This is a genomic window from Hoylesella buccalis ATCC 35310, assembly GCF_025151385.1.
Lineage (GTDB): Bacteria > Bacteroidota > Bacteroidia > Bacteroidales > Bacteroidaceae > Prevotella > Prevotella buccalis.
Genome location: NZ_CP102287.1, coordinates 2239181 through 2253765, shown reverse-complemented (window position 1 = coordinate 2253765; position 14585 = coordinate 2239181). Strand labels below are relative to the sequence as shown.

Annotated in this window: 7 protein-coding genes; 2 read left to right on the top strand and 5 right to left on the bottom strand. The window is 47.8% G+C overall.

Annotated features, from left to right (window positions below; genetic code table 11):
• Positions 1-249: 249 nt before the first annotated feature.
• On the top strand, positions 250-2586 hold the full coding sequence (pnp, locus tag NQ518_RS09355; RefSeq protein WP_227962167.1) for a polyribonucleotide nucleotidyltransferase: 2337 nt from the start codon (positions 250-252) through the stop codon (positions 2584-2586).
• A gap of 144 nt (positions 2587-2730) precedes the next feature.
• Here pnp and NQ518_RS09350 read toward each other — a convergent pair whose 3' ends face one another.
• A complete protein-coding gene (locus NQ518_RS09350; RefSeq protein ID WP_227962168.1) occupies positions 2731-3903 on the bottom strand; it encodes a GH25 family lysozyme in 1173 nt (390 codons plus the stop codon).
• Positions 3904-3938: 35 nt separating this feature from the next.
• A complete protein-coding gene (locus NQ518_RS09345; RefSeq protein ID WP_227962169.1) occupies positions 3939-4949 on the bottom strand; it encodes a hypothetical protein in 1011 nt (336 codons plus the stop codon).
• Positions 4950-5582: 633 nt separating this feature from the next.
• Here NQ518_RS09345 and NQ518_RS09340 point away from each other — a divergent pair.
• Positions 5583-8042, top strand: a complete 2460-nt coding sequence (locus NQ518_RS09340) for a TonB-dependent receptor (protein ID WP_227962391.1) — start codon at positions 5583-5585, stop codon at positions 8040-8042.
• Between the two features lie 255 nt (positions 8043-8297).
• Here NQ518_RS09340 and NQ518_RS09335 read toward each other — a convergent pair whose 3' ends face one another.
• The 3 genes from NQ518_RS09335 to NQ518_RS09325 are packed head-to-tail and all read right to left on the bottom strand — an operon-like array spanning position 8298 to position 14577.
• Complete coding sequence (locus NQ518_RS09335; RefSeq protein WP_227962170.1) at positions 8298-9308, bottom strand: DUF4973 domain-containing protein; 1011 nt, start codon at positions 9306-9308, stop codon at positions 8298-8300.
• 31 nt (positions 9309-9339) lie between these two features.
• The gene (locus NQ518_RS09330) at positions 9340-11400 is read right to left on the bottom strand and encodes a RagB/SusD family nutrient uptake outer membrane protein (protein ID WP_227962171.1); all 2061 of its coding nucleotides are present in this window, start codon (positions 11398-11400) and stop codon (positions 9340-9342) included.
• A 21-nt stretch (positions 11401-11421) separates the two neighbouring features.
• Positions 11422-14577, bottom strand: a complete 3156-nt coding sequence (locus tag NQ518_RS09325) for a SusC/RagA family TonB-linked outer membrane protein (RefSeq protein ID WP_227962174.1) — start codon at positions 14575-14577, stop codon at positions 11422-11424.
• Between the last annotated feature and the right edge of the window lie 8 nt (positions 14578-14585).

The following is a 14585-nucleotide window of genomic DNA, read 5'->3' as shown; positions in this document are numbered from 1 at the left end:
CGCTTTCAAGATAAACTCATGCCCCGAAAAAGAAGAAAAAAGAGAAATAAAGGCGTGTTTTTTCGTTCTTTTCTATTTATTTTCATACCTTTGCGAGGTTTTGGGATGGGAAGGTGAATGACCTAAACGATACAGGAAGATGTCAATAGGATATCTCCAATGAACAGAAAAGTAGCCTGAAAGAAAATCCCAAATTGGATGAAATATTAGATGATAGACAAGACAATAAGTATTATTTATTTTTTTTAGATGAACGTAATTACGAAAACAGTTCAATTGCCTGATGGCAGAACCATCAGCATTGAAACCGGGAAAGTTGCAAAACAGGCCGATGGCTCAGCGGTAGTTCGCTTGGGTAACACGGTGCTTCTCGCAACTGTTTGTGCAGCAAAGGATGCAGTTCCCGGAACAGATTTTATGCCTTTGCAAGTTGATTATCGCGAGCAGTACAGTGCCGCAGGCCGTTTTCCAGGTGGATTCACCAAGCGCGAAGGCAAGCCAAGTGATAATGAAATCTTAACTTCTCGATTGGTGGATCGCGCACTTCGTCCGCTTTTCCCGTCCAATTATCACGCCGAAGTGTATGTGCAAATCATGCTTCTTTCTGCCGATGGCGTAGATCAGCCCGATGCTTTGGCTGGGTTGGCAGCATCAGCAGCCATGGCATGTTCAGATATTCCTTTCGATTTCTATATCAGTGAGGTTCGTGTGGCACGCATCAATGGCGAATATGTCATCAACCCAACCTTCGAACAGATGAAACAAGCCGACATGGACTTGATGGTAGGTGCCACCAAGGACAACATCATGATGGTGGAAGGCGAAATGAAAGAAGTGTCTGAGCTTGACCTGATCAACGCTTTGAAGGCTGCACACGAGGCCATCAAGCCTATGTGTACCGTTCAAGATGAGCTGAACAAGGAGCTGGGTAAGGATGTGAAACGCGAGTATGATCACGAGGTGAACGATGAAGACTTGCGTGAAAAGATGAACAACGAGCTGTATCAGCCCGTGTATGACATCACCAAACAGGCTCTTCCTAAGCAAGAACGTCACGACGCTTTCGACAAAGTACTCACCGATTTCTTGGAGGAATACGACGCTGCTCACGCTGCTGATTTGACCGAAGAGGAACTGGAGGAGAAGCATGCAGAGGCTACACGCTACTATGATGACGTGTTGAAGAATGCCATGCGCCGTTGTGTTTTGGACGAAGGAAAGCGTTTGGACGGTCGTAAGACCGATGAGATTCGTCCTATCTGGTGCGAGGTTAGTCCGCTGCCCATGCCTCACGGAAGTGCAATCTTTACGCGTGGTGAGACGCAGTCGTTGTCAACTTGTACGTTAGGAACCAAACTTGACGAGAAAATGGTAGACGATGTCTTGGATAAGAGCTATCAACGTTTCTTGTTGCATTACAACTTTCCCCCATTCTCTACAGGTGAAGCCAAGGCTCAACGTGGCGTTGGTCGCCGCGAAATCGGTCATGGACACTTGGCATGGCGTGGCTTGAAGGGGCAATTACCTGATGACTTCCCCTACACAGTACGCTTGGTGAGCCAGATATTGGAAAGCAATGGCTCGTCTTCCATGGCCACTGTTTGTGCCGGTACGCTGGCTTTGATGGATGCAGGTGTACCCATGAAGAAGCCTGTCAGCGGCATTGCCATGGGCTTAATCAAGAATCCAGGTGAAGATAAATATGCCGTTTTGAGCGATATCCTTGGTGATGAGGATCATTTGGGCGACATGGATTTCAAGACAACAGGTACGCGCGATGGACTGACTGCTACGCAGATGGATATCAAGTGCGATGGCTTGAGCTTTGAAATCTTGGAGAAAGCGTTGTTGCAAGCAAAGGCAGGGCGCGAGCATATCTTGAACAAAATGCTCGAAACGATTGCTGAACCTCGCTCAGAGATGAAGCCTCAGGTGCCACGCATCGAAGCATTTGAAATACCAAAAGAGTTTATTGGAGCCGTTATCGGCCCTGGTGGAAAGATTATCCAGCAGATGCAGGAAGACACGGGGGCTACCATTACGATTGATGAGGTGGACAATGTGGGTAAAATACAAGTGAGTGCGCCCAACAAAGAGTCAATTGATGCGGCCATTGCCAAGATCAAATCCATCGTTGCTATCCCTGAAGTAGGCGAGATATACGAAGGAACAGTACGCTCTATCATGCCATACGGCTGCTTTGTAGAGATACTTCCGGGCAAAGACGGCTTGTTGCATATCTCTGAAATAGATTGGAAACGCCTTGAAACGGTTGAGGATGCCGGCATTCATGAGGGTGACAAGATCAGGGTGAAGTTGTTGGAAATCGATCCAAAGACGGGCAAGTACAAGCTCTCTCGTCGTGTTTTGTTAGAAAAACCCGAAGGCTATGTAGAGCGCGAACGTCGTCCTCGCCGCGAGAATGGTGGTGAGCGTCGCTCACGTCGCGATGACAATCGTGAGGGACGTCGTCATTATGAGAATGGTGACCGTCAACCTCGTCGCTTTGAACATCGTAACGAAGGCTCTGATCGTGCTTATAACAATGAGCCCAACGAGTTGAACGACACGTTTGATGCAGAATAAAAATCACACTTTGATCGTGCGCATCAAGCATTGATCATTGATGGTTCCAACGATTTGGGACGCTGAAATAAGGGGTGAATGGCAAGCATGCTATTCACCCCTTTTTAACTTTATAGGGTCGAATGGACGTTGACAAGGTGTGATTTACTTGATTCGTTCGTTCTGCAAGAAGTCTTCGTAATGGTCTTGATAGCCATTGAAAACATTGATGTCTACATCCCCTTTGATTCCACTCACTCGCCCATCAGGGCTCAATTGCCATATCACCAGGTGTACATCTGGTTTGTATTCGCCATAACGGGCTATCCATACGTTGTAGTTTTCCATGAGGTCGGGAGCCTCGGGCAAATACTTGTTCACAAAAGTTTGACTGATGTATAATATCGGTTTCACGCCCACACGCCTTTCTACTGCCTGGAGCCACGCTCTCACTTCGGTGAACAAGGCCTTGGTGCCACCCATCCTTTTGATTTGACTGGGGAAGGGTTCAACGTCGAGAACAGGTGGAAAATCGCCTTTTTCAAAGCGAGTGTGCCGCATGAAATAGGCTGCTTGCGCCTTACCACTGGATAAAGTGGAGAAGAAATGATAAGCTCCGCAATGGATGCCGTGTCGCTTTGCCGCCCGATAGTCACTCATGAAGTACCTGTTTCGGATGGTTGTTCCTTCGGTTGACTTGATGTAACAAAACGAAATGGGATAGCTCACGGTGCCTCGTATGCGTTTCTTACTGATGGTACCGAGGTGCGTAATGCGCAGTTTGTTCCAATGAATGGGGTAGTGTTTCTTGCCAATATCGTGCTGATGTCGAGAGATATCGATACCATAAATGCGCTGGTCGGTGTACACCAGTCGTTCACCCAAGTACCTGTCGGCTTTCCATTCGCCCAAACGTAGCTTCTTGGAAGACGACGAAAAGCCGAACCCCCAGCGCTGATTATCCCGCCAATAGCCATGATAATAAGCTCCGTCGTGCGATTGGTAAGTGCCTGCACCCTCGGCCAACCCTTCTTGATTCAGTTGCCCATGGTAGATTCCGTCAGCGTCGGTACGCGTTCCATGCATCAACGAGTCGGCCTTCCACTCGCCCACGATGCGCCGTCCATGTGCGTCGTAACTCACACCCATTCCCTCTCGCTTACCCGCTTTCCACTGACCTGCGTACACGATACTATCTTTGTACCGCATTTCACCGTACCCTTCGTATGCGCCATGCGCCACCGAACCCCTGTAAGTGTAATCTCCATGGCGCACCAACTCTTGTTCGTCTGGCTGAATCTTACAGCTAAAAAGGAACAGCGTTAATGTCGCTACCATGACATGAGCCCATTTCAAAACAAGTAGCTGGCGTTTCATGGTTGCTTCTCCTTTCTCAAAAGGTCGCGCAGTTGGCTTCGAGTGATGACCTCGTTCCCTTTGGTGATACCGATGAAATAACCGCGTTTGCTAAAGATAGGCGACCCATCACCGCCCAACACCGCCGGCAAATCGTGCCGGTTATCATGAAGTGTTGTTGGGATGATACTGCATGAAGCATCGCTGCTGGCCAGCTCCTTCACGCCAAGTCCGCCGTAGCCCACGGCAAGTGCTGCACCGTGCGACTTGCCATTTGCAAAGAAGATGGAAAACGGAGCCAGGCCCGTGGGTGTCTTTCGTCCAACCGTTTGCAGCAAGACCGTCTGGCACTGCTTGGAAGAGCCAACTTCACGCATGCGTACTTGCTGGCATTTACCATTCGGAAGACGGTAGTAAGCAGTATAAACCGCCTTGCGTATCAGCTGCGGACGGTCGGCTTGCCGCACCGTATCAAACAGCCGTGCTAGCCTCATACAATAAGCTTTTTCAGCTTCTTTTTCATAAGCGTATGCCGCCACCGTGTTGTATCCCTCGTCATGAACGTTATGAATGCGCAGGTAGTAATTCAATTCTTTAAGCTGAGCACGCAGCTGACGTATTCTTTTCTCGTTTCTCTCTTTTTCATTTTCAATCAGCTTCCGTGCGTCTTGCCGCTTGATTTCGTCTGGCTTTGCCATGACGGTAATCATTCTACCTCGGCATGAAGGAATGAAGGCGTATCTGTTCATCCACACGCCTGTCGAATAAGTGGTGCGTACGCATGAATCTTGTTGCAAGGAGGGACGCACCAAGGCGGTGTCGGCAGCGATGTCTGAAATATAGAGTATCGTCTTTCCTTTGCACACTATTTCGTACCACGACTGACAAGCGACAATGGCCACCGAGCGCTTCATCTGTCGTGCAGATGAAGGCCAAAAGCTCCATGCCACCCATGCGATGATGGCGGATAGCAGGATGACCAGGGTCATGAGCTTCAAACGGGGGAAGTGTCGACGTCTTTGTTTCATGCCATGCAAAGTTAGTTGAAAAACCAGATAACGCAAAATGTTGTTTGTTTAATTATCATGATGCTCTTTACTGTGCTGCATCACGCCTGAACAAGAAGGGAAGAGGAATGGCATAAATTGTTAGAATTTTTGCTCGTCTTCGGCCCTTAAAATGGCTCTTCAAAACTGCTAATCTGGAAAAAATCAATAGGCAACGAGGATGCAAAATGGAGATAATTTGGCAAGATAAATGGATTTTCGGACTTAAAACAACGAGTTTGCTGCCCTATAACCATGCTTTTGATGGTCAATTTACATGCACTTATTGCGTAAGAGCATGCAGATTGCCCTTTAAAAGCAATGCTCTTATCAGAAAAACGCATGGCGCATTGGGGGTAATTGTTGGTGAAAATACGCAACGTGCTGTGTATTAATGAGATACAAAGCTTGCTCGTGCTTGGCGTATTTGCGCCCAAGAGCAAGGTTGTTTACAAATAAGCCAAGGAGCGAAGGGTGTCGTGTCAAGAAAATTCTCATTGATCGATTATTTCTGTTTTCAGTCAGTAAGCAGGTCACATTTACCTATTATTAGGTGTTGGGTGGGAACTTTATTATTCCTACCTTTGCACCTCGATAAAAGAATGATTATAAATGATGAAAAAATTACTATTTATTTTAATAGCATTATGCGGTATGACGGCGTCTTATGCCCAAAAAACCGACGCCATGCTCTTCGGAGACGTGAAGAGCAAAACTACAGGCAAGCACTTGCCTTATGCCATCATCAGTGTAAAAGGCACGCAGATGAAGACCGTGGCAGATGAGAGCGGGCACTTTAAGATGGCTCACTTGCCCTTGGGCAAGCAGACCATAACAGCTAGTCTCATTGGCTATCAGGAGCAAGGCATCGAGGTGAACATGGTGCGCGGCAAGGGTTCGGAGGTATACTTTGTGCTGGATGACGACGTATTGAATCTCGATCAGGTGGTGGTGACGGGCACTCGTACGCAGCACTATGTGAAGAATGTGCCCATTCGGACAGAGGTGATTACGTCAGAAGCGTTGAAAAACAAGAATGCACTGAATGTTTATGAAGCGCTGCAAGGCGTTCCCGGCATAAGAGTGGAGCAGCAATGCCAGTTCTGCAACTTCTCACAAGTACGCATGCAGGGCTTAGGTGCCGAGCATACACAGGTGCTCATCGACGGCGAACCCATCTATTCGGGGTTGGCCGGTGTATATGGTTTGCAGCAAATGGGAACCACCGACCTGGATCGTATCGAAGTAGTGAAGGGAGCCGGCTCTGCCCTTTATGGCAGCAGTGCAGTGGCTGGAGCCATCAACTTGATATCAAAAGAACCCACGTTTGAGCCGAGCATCAAGGCTGATTTGCAGTTTGGTAACTTGGGACTCAAGAGTTACAATGCCTCAACATCCCTTCGTAACCAGCGCATTGGGTTCACGGCCTTCGCCCAGCGCATGGAGACCGATGCCATTGATGCCACGAAAGAGGGGATGACGCGCAAGGAAGTGAAGGGCAAAGACGGCGTGTCTGACCGTGTAGAGAGCAAGCTCAACAATTTTGGAGTAGGCGTTTATTTCTACAGTCCGTTTGCCAAGAACGACAAGTTGGTGGTTCGCGGCAAGGCAACGCAGGAAGACCGTGTGGGTGGAACCATGACCGATGACGCATTTCGCAATCCCTTTACCGAAGGCACGGAGAACATCAACACCAACAGATTGACGTCAGAACTGGTGTACACGCTGCCCATCGGCTTGACATCGGAACTGAACTACTCGGCAGCCTACGTTCATCATCAGCGCAAGGCCACCAACGACAGCTTTTTAAGCGACTACATGGACACGCATGACGGTAAGACACCCGACGTGCAGTTGATGCGCCCTTACATGGCCAAGGAGAACACGTTCACCACCTCACTGACCTTCGGAAGCCGGTTGGGCGACCACAACTTACTGGTTGGCGCACAGGCCTATTTGACCAAACTGCGTGAAACGGGCCTGTACTGTATTGCCGATGAAACTTCTCAATACCTGGGAGAAGCCTATACATCACTGGGCAAGAAGCACGCAACCGAGTTTGGTTTCTTCGCACAAGACGAGTGGAACATCCTCGACAACCTGTCTGTCGTGCCGGGTGTGCGGCTCGATACGCATCGCTCGGGTGAGGAATACGAGTCGAGTAAGAAGGTTTTTGACAGTGCATTTCCTGACACTCATTTTAATGAAACGAGCGTCAACCCCCGTTTGGCCATTAAATACGAGGTGAATCCATCGTTGGTTTTGCGTGCGAACCTTGGCACAGGCTTTAGAGCACCTTACGGATTCAGTGAAGATTTGCACCTTTGCTCTGGTTCGCCGCGTGTGTGGAAATCGTCTAACCTGAAGGCAGAAAAGTCGATGAGCTTCAACCTGTCGGCAGATTATTATGGCAAGAACTACCAACTGAGTGCCAATCTCTTCCGCACTAACTTGAAAAATAAGATTGAATTTTCTGATGCGGATGAAAATGTTCGTCGCTTAGGTTATACTTATCAGTGGGAAAACGTGGACGATGCGTATGTTCAGGGTGTTGAACTGAGCGTGAAATACAATCCTATACGCAACATCAAACTGGGTGTGAACTGGACCTTCAACCAGGGACAGTACAAACATGAACGCGCAGACTGGACCGACCGTCTGGAATTGGTGAAGACGAAAGCACCAAAACTTGTACAACAATATGAGCAGTATGTTAAGGACAGCAAGAACGTATCGCGCTTCCCAGCCATGACAGGTGACTTTGTTGCCGAGTACACGCCTGGCACCTGGACTATCTCACTCATCGGTTCGTTGCAGGGCAAGATGTACATTGATTATACGTTCGATGGCGAAAACGACTTGGCAATCGCCCAAAATTCAAAGATTAAGCAAACCGAAACTTTCACTACATGGAATCTGCGCGTGGCCAAGCGATTGGGTAATTTCACCCTGTATGCCGGCGGCAAAAACATTTTCAGCTACATTCAGGATGAGAAGCACCTTGACGATGCAGCCTTTATGTATGCCCCCGTGTATGGAGCCACATGGTATGGTGGGGTAACCATCAAGCTGTAGCAGCAGGAAGAGGGTAGGTTTTGTACATGAATCATTACTCAGCTTTTCGGAGGGTGTATCATCATTCGTTGTTATGATGCACCCTCTTTTGGTGCCACGCCATCTCTGTTTGTTAGGTGTCAGGCCAAACAAAGACGCCTCACAATGCAGATAGGGCAGAGTGAGGACGCATAATAGTCAATCGTTATAGACAACAAAACACCCATTGCATGAAACGTGCAATGGGTGTTTTGTTGCTGATAGTAGTGTTTTTGTCTACCAAAGAATGGCTTGTTCCTCGTCGGGAATCAAGATGTTGTACTGGCGTTCCATGGTCATGTTTCCTTTGCAATGGAAGCGGATGGGATTACTTGGGTCTGACGTGATGTCTGAGTACTTGTAATCCAGGTACAACGTCATGATGCGACGCTCGAGATAAGGCTTGGTTGGATGTTTTGATACCCGGTAGGAATAGGTGCAGTTGCCACTCTGCTCAATGGCCACCTCATTGGCTGGGTCGCCTGCTGTGATGGTCACGGGACCAGTGATGTTGCCCTCGGCGTCGGGTGTGCCTTCCCCAAAGGTGGCAATCACCTTGTACTTATGGCGGTTTACATCCTCCTCCCAAACGGTTCCAGCATAGAAGAAGATAGAATGATCGTCTACAACGCGGGCCAGACGATTGTCTTCAACGGCAGGATCGTTGGTTGTTCCGTCAATGTAGATGTTCATGTTAGTTGCCGAATATCTTCCTGAATAGTCATTGAACAGGTTGATATTCAACAGCGCCTTGTACCATCCCTTGCGCATGTTCTGTATATAGGAGCTGCTGGGTTCGATGGTCAATGGAAGTACCCACTTCTCATTGAGGTCCAGTCCCGAGAGGTTGAAGTCAATGATGTAGTTGGCTGTGACCTTTCCTGATGGGATGTGGCATGTTGGAGAAGGGAACGAATAAAAGCGCTCGGGCAGTTGTTTGAACCATAGGTCGTTGCGTCCTACGGCAAAGCGTGCCTTGTTGAGGATATCCAGCGTGTCATTGTCTACACCAATTTTCACGTCGATATCGCTTGCATTTGGCGTGGACCCGCTGACAATGACGGGCAACTTGTATTGTCCTGTTCCGTCGGCCTTGTATCTCATATATATATTGTATACACCGTTGCTGCCTCGGGGTGCCTTGAAAGAGACCATTTGTGTATACAGTTCGTCTTCCCATTCATTGTTACAGGCGGTGAATGCCAAGCCTGTGATGGCCATGATGGCGAATAAAAATATTTTTTTCATATCGTGTCTGTTTTTTGATGCTGCGCATGAATTAATCATAGTTTTCCCATCCTGGAGCCTGTGTCATGTTCCTGTTTCGTTTCAGCTCGGTGTAGGTGATGGGCCAGAAGTATTGCTTGCGTGAGAAGGATGTCTGCAAATTAGGCACGCGTACAGGTACATAGAATTGCGTTCTGTACTCCTTGCTCATATTGGTATTGCAGCCATAAACCTGTTCGGCCTCATTCTCTTCAGCAATCTTCCAGCGACGAAGGTCGAAGAAGCGTTGGTTCTCATTGAAAAGCTCAACCTGCCGCTCATGAACGATAGCCTTGAAAAATGCGTCACGGCTGGCATAGGTTTGTTCAGAATAGTCGGGGACACCGGCACGCATCCTTACGGGCATCACACCACGCTTCATCTGTTGGATGTCGCGTGACACCGTGTAGGTTTGCTTTCCGTCCCACGTAGGGATGTCGTGAGAGGTGGTGAGGTTGTTCAGTGCCTCGGCGTACAGCAGCAGTATGTCGGCATAGCGAATGGTAGGCTCAACTTTTACCTTGATAAAGCTGCCATTACCCACAGCACAGTCGTCTGGATGAACGTATTTCATGATGCCGATACCAGTGTTGACCCATCGCTCGTTGCTGTTTACACGGCCATTGCCTTCGCCACGATAATAGAACACCTGTTGGTTTTTATAAATATTTTCCTGGCTGCTTGAGCAGTACCATATAGAACCACTATAAGCCACCGAGGCATAGAAACGTGGTTCACGGTTGGCATATCCCAGCCAAATGCCGTTGTTGGGCAAATGGTCGTAGGGATGAAGTTTGGCATTATTTTTTGTCGTGAACTGCTCGTTACCATATTTCTCCAGCACTGCTTCCCTGCTGTAAGGGGTTCCATCTGCCATGTCATAGGCGTCGCATTGCTTTTGTGTCATGCCATGGATGTTCCAACCACCACAGGATGAAGGCAACTGGTGCCGTACCAAGTCGGTGACGGCTCCATCTGTTACTAAATCGCCCTTGTCACCGTTCTTGCCGCGTGTGAATATCAACTCGGGATTCTCGGCAGCATACAGTTCGCCATTGAAAACCGAGCGATAAGACTCGAACGGATCGATGTCAGCCCATCCTTCTGGGAATGGACGACTGGAATAAGGCTCACACACAGGAGGTGTGATGGTTGCTGGGAAAGAATTGTCAATAGCTTTCTCTCGCACGGGTGTAGTGTAGATACGATAAATACCAGTCTGATCAGCATAGTCAATCAGGTCCCTGCACGCTGCTGCGGCCTTTGCCCACTTAGTCTCGTCGTAAGTTTGAGAGATGAGCTGGTTACCCTGCTTGTCTACAAAGTCGGCCATTTCGGTGTTTCCGTTGTAAAGCGGGCTTGCCGCATACGTCAATACCTTTGCCCTAACAGCCAGTGCGGCCCCTTTGGTGGGTCGGGCGATGTTTTGGTTGTCACGCTTCTCCGGCAAATCCTTGGCTGCCAAGATCATTTCTTCTGCGATGAAATCAACACAATCATCAAAGGTGTTGCGTGGATACGACAGTTCGTCATAGCTTTTTGTATAGTCGGCACCTTCTGTTGGCATGATTGGAACGGGACCATACTTTCTGATGAGCAGCCAATAGAAGTAAGCTCGAAGGAAACGAGCCTGTCCTTTTAGATCGTCTATCTCCTTTTGGTTCAGTTCTTCTGTAGCGTGAGCATTCATCAAGAAGATAGAAGCTTGGCGAATGGCGTCGTATGCCCAAGGCCATGAGTTGGTATAGTAATCCTGAAAGGCATAACCATAACCATACTCACCCAATTTGAATCGGCGGTAGCGTCTGCCGGCTTCTCCCTCGTTAAAGGTTTGGTCGTCAGAGAAATTGGTTGGACAGATGTCGCTGTGTCCTACCTCTATATTGTCTCCTTGAAGGCGGCTGTAGCAGAATGAAAGCCACTGCATGGTGCTTTCTTTATCAGAGAAAATGTGGTCGATAGACTCAATATCCTTGAAATATTTGTCTACTTTCAGGTAGTCGGAACATGAAACCGTGGTCAATGCCAGACTGACGGTCAGCAATCCGATGGTAATATATTTGATTCTTTTCATGATTATATGCTTGTTAATCGGTTATAGGCTGAATGTTATACCCAGTGTATACGTTCTGGCCAGTGGGTATTTCTGTCCATCAGAACTGCCCATTTCGGGATCCCATAAGTTGAATTTTGAAAAAGTGAGCAGGTTAGTACCCATAAAATAGATTCTGACATTGTTGAGCCGCATGGCTGTAACGACTCTCTTTGGTAACGTGTATCCGATGTCAAGATTCTTCAGACGTAAGTAAGAACCATCACGCAGCCAGTAGGTTGAGCGACGGTAGTTGTTTCTATTTCCACCATAGCTCAAGCGAGGATATTTGGCATTGGTGTCTTCGTTCTTACCCAATGACCAGTAGTTGTCTATCACGTCGGTCAGGATGTTGCCTTCCGATCCTTTTGTAAACGGATAAACGGTATATCCACCAATAAAGAACGATGATTTTCCTACGCCCTGGAACAGTACATTAAAGTCTAATCCCTTCCAACTTGCAGAGAATCCAAAGCCATAAATCAGGTTTGGTTTGACGGTGGCACCGATAGGTACAACATCGTTTCCATCAATCACGCCGTCACCATTGATATCTTTGTACTTGATGTCACCTGGAGCAATGTCCTTGCTGACTTCACCGGATGCAAGCCCCTCTTTGGTCAGACCATCTTGATTGGCATGGTAACGTATGTCCTCATAGTCTTTGAAAAGACCTTCTGCAATCAGTCCTCGGGCCTGTCCTACGCGGAACCCAGCCTGTTGGGTATATGGGTAATGGCTATAAGCCTCATCGTATTCTAAAATTTCACTTTTGCTATAAGTAAAGTTGCCACGCAGTGTGAAGTCAACTTCCCCTATCTGTTGAGTGAATGCCAGGTTGCCGTCAAATCCTTTTGAAACAACAGATCCAATGTTTGCCGAAGGTTTCTCAGATGCATTAACACCGATACTCTGTGGCAGGTGACCGCGCCCCATGTAGATGCCGTCGCGCTGTTCATGGAAATAGTCAATGGTACCACTTACTTTATTGCCGAAGAAGTAGAAGTCAAGACCAAGGTCATGCTTGGTTGCCACTTCCCAGGTCACCTCCTTAGATGCCAGGTGCTTGTAGTACAAGCCTTTGTAATAATAGTGGGAAGTACCAACATCACCGTACATGTAGTCAGCTCTTGAAGCAGCCTTAGAATCATCACTCTTTTCATCCTTACTGTCGTATACATAGAACGTGGGTTGATAAGGGAAGCGTGTTGACAAGTAATCGTTACCCACCTTACCGTACGAATAACGTATCTTGAACATGTTAACCCAAGATAGTTTTTGCTTTACAAGCGGCTCCTCACCTAAGTTCCATGCCACAGAATAAGCTGGGAAGAAACCAAACTGGTGACCGCTGGCGAAATTCTCAGATCCGTTGTATCCAAAGTTGAAGTCGAAATAGTAACGATATTTCCAACCATAAGTGAAACGCCCTGCGATACCTTGGTGACGTCGCTCAATGGCTGCGATGGTCCTGTCCATGCCAGAAAGCCAACGTTGTTCAGAGTTGTTGATGGTTTTGTCTTGAGTATATTTCAACACCCCACCCGTTTGATGGTCACCGAAAGCACGCTCATAGTGCAATTCAGCCTCGAGGTATTCTTTTCTTTCACCGTTAGAGTATGGGTTGGACGTCATCAGTGATTCGTTGACCAACTTTCTAAACTCAATCTCGCCAGCTGAGTTACGAAGTCTTTCGGCGCGCCATCCTTCCGGAGACTTCGAATGATTGTTGCCGTTGCGTGTGTAAATGTCGAAACCATATCGCCCGATAAACTTCAGACCAGGGGTAATAAACCGGAAGTCTTGCTCCAACGTAGCGGTTGTCTGTACCGTACTTTTCCAGGTTTCGTTATATCCACTTTGGGTAACCAGCACCCATGGGTTGTTTCTACCTTCGTCACCAGACGATCCCCAGCGGCCATTCTTATACTTAAGAGGTGTGGTAATGGGATTGTATTCCATGAGCGAACGCCATATCCATCTGTAGTCAGCCCCAGGCTTGTTTTGTTTTTCCATTGATCCCGACACGCCTACTTTCAACAAGGTTGTCTTTGACAAGTCCATGTCTACATTCATTCGGTAGTTGAAACGGTTATAGTTCGAGTTGGTATCATAGTCCTTCAGGGCTTTGTCTGTCTCGTACATACCGCCTTCGTTGACGTAACTGGCGGATACGAAGTAGCGTGCGAAGTTGCCACCACCATTCACATCAATATTGGCACGGTAGGTAGGAGCGCCTTTCTTTAGAATCATGTCCATCCAGTTGACATCAGGAAACACCTCTGGGTCTAATTGACTTTCAAACAAGTAGATATCATCGTCAGTAAATGCAGCAGGCTCGTTGCGGGTGGTCAATGCCTCGTTCATCATGCGTGCATAGGTAGGACCATTCACAAACTTTGGCAAAACGGTTTGTGTGCTATAGCTGGTTTCCACCTTTCCGCGAACTTGGGTATTGCCCTGTCGGCCTCTTTTGGTTGTAAAGAGCAATACGCCGTTGGCACCACGAGAGCCATAGATGGCAGTTGCTGACGCATCTTTCAAAACGGTAAATGTCTCGATGTCTTCAATGTTGATATCGTTGAGATTACGCTCGAATCCATCTACCAACACCAGGGCACTCTGTCCTGCACCAAAGGTGGAGACACCACGAATCCAGAACTCGGATACGTTGTCGCCAGGTTGACCTGTTGTTTGGCGAGCGAACACACCGGGAACAACGCCTGCAAATGAGTTGGAAATGCTGGCGGTAGGCGTTCGTAGATCTTTTGTGTCCACTGTCGTCACTGCACCTGTCAGTGTAATCTTCTTCTGCACACCAGTACCCGTTACGGTTACCTCGTCGAGAACGGTTTTCTTGTCTTCTTTTAGTACGACATTGTATATCTTCTTTTCTTTCACGAATACCTCTTGCGTTTCCAGTCCTATGTATGAATAGACCAAATGCGAGTAGAGAGGCACTTTAATGGTGTACTTGCCGTCAATGTCGGTCACTGCACCTTTGCCGACAACGCCCTTGATGGTGACGCTAACGCCAATTAAAGGCTCGTGCTGCTCATCGGTGACAGTGCCGCTAACTTCTATAATTTCCTGATCTTGAGCGTATGTAGTTGTGGTCCACAGTACCGTCAATAAAAATAGGATGATATATTTTTTCATATAGCTTA

Bases quoted from the DNA above. Each gene is read 5' to 3' on its own strand.
- pnp (WP_227962167.1), top strand. From the start codon at position 250: ATGAACGTAATTACGAAAACAGTTCAATTGCCTGATGGCAGAACCATC.
- NQ518_RS09350 (WP_227962168.1), bottom strand. From the start codon at position 3,903: ATGGTAGCGACATTAACGCTGTTCCTTTTTAGCTGTAAGATTCAGCCA.
- NQ518_RS09345 (WP_227962169.1), bottom strand. From the start codon at position 4,949: ATGAAACAAAGACGTCGACACTTCCCCCGTTTGAAGCTCATGACCCTG.
- NQ518_RS09340 (WP_227962391.1), top strand. From the start codon at position 5,583: ATGAAAAAATTACTATTTATTTTAATAGCATTATGCGGTATGACGGCG.
- NQ518_RS09335 (WP_227962170.1), bottom strand. From the start codon at position 9,308: ATGAAAAAAATATTTTTATTCGCCATCATGGCCATCACAGGCTTGGCA.
- NQ518_RS09330 (WP_227962171.1), bottom strand. From the start codon at position 11,400: ATGAAAAGAATCAAATATATTACCATCGGATTGCTGACCGTCAGTCTG.
- NQ518_RS09325 (WP_227962174.1), bottom strand. From the start codon at position 14,577: ATGAAAAAATATATCATCCTATTTTTATTGACGGTACTGTGGACCACA.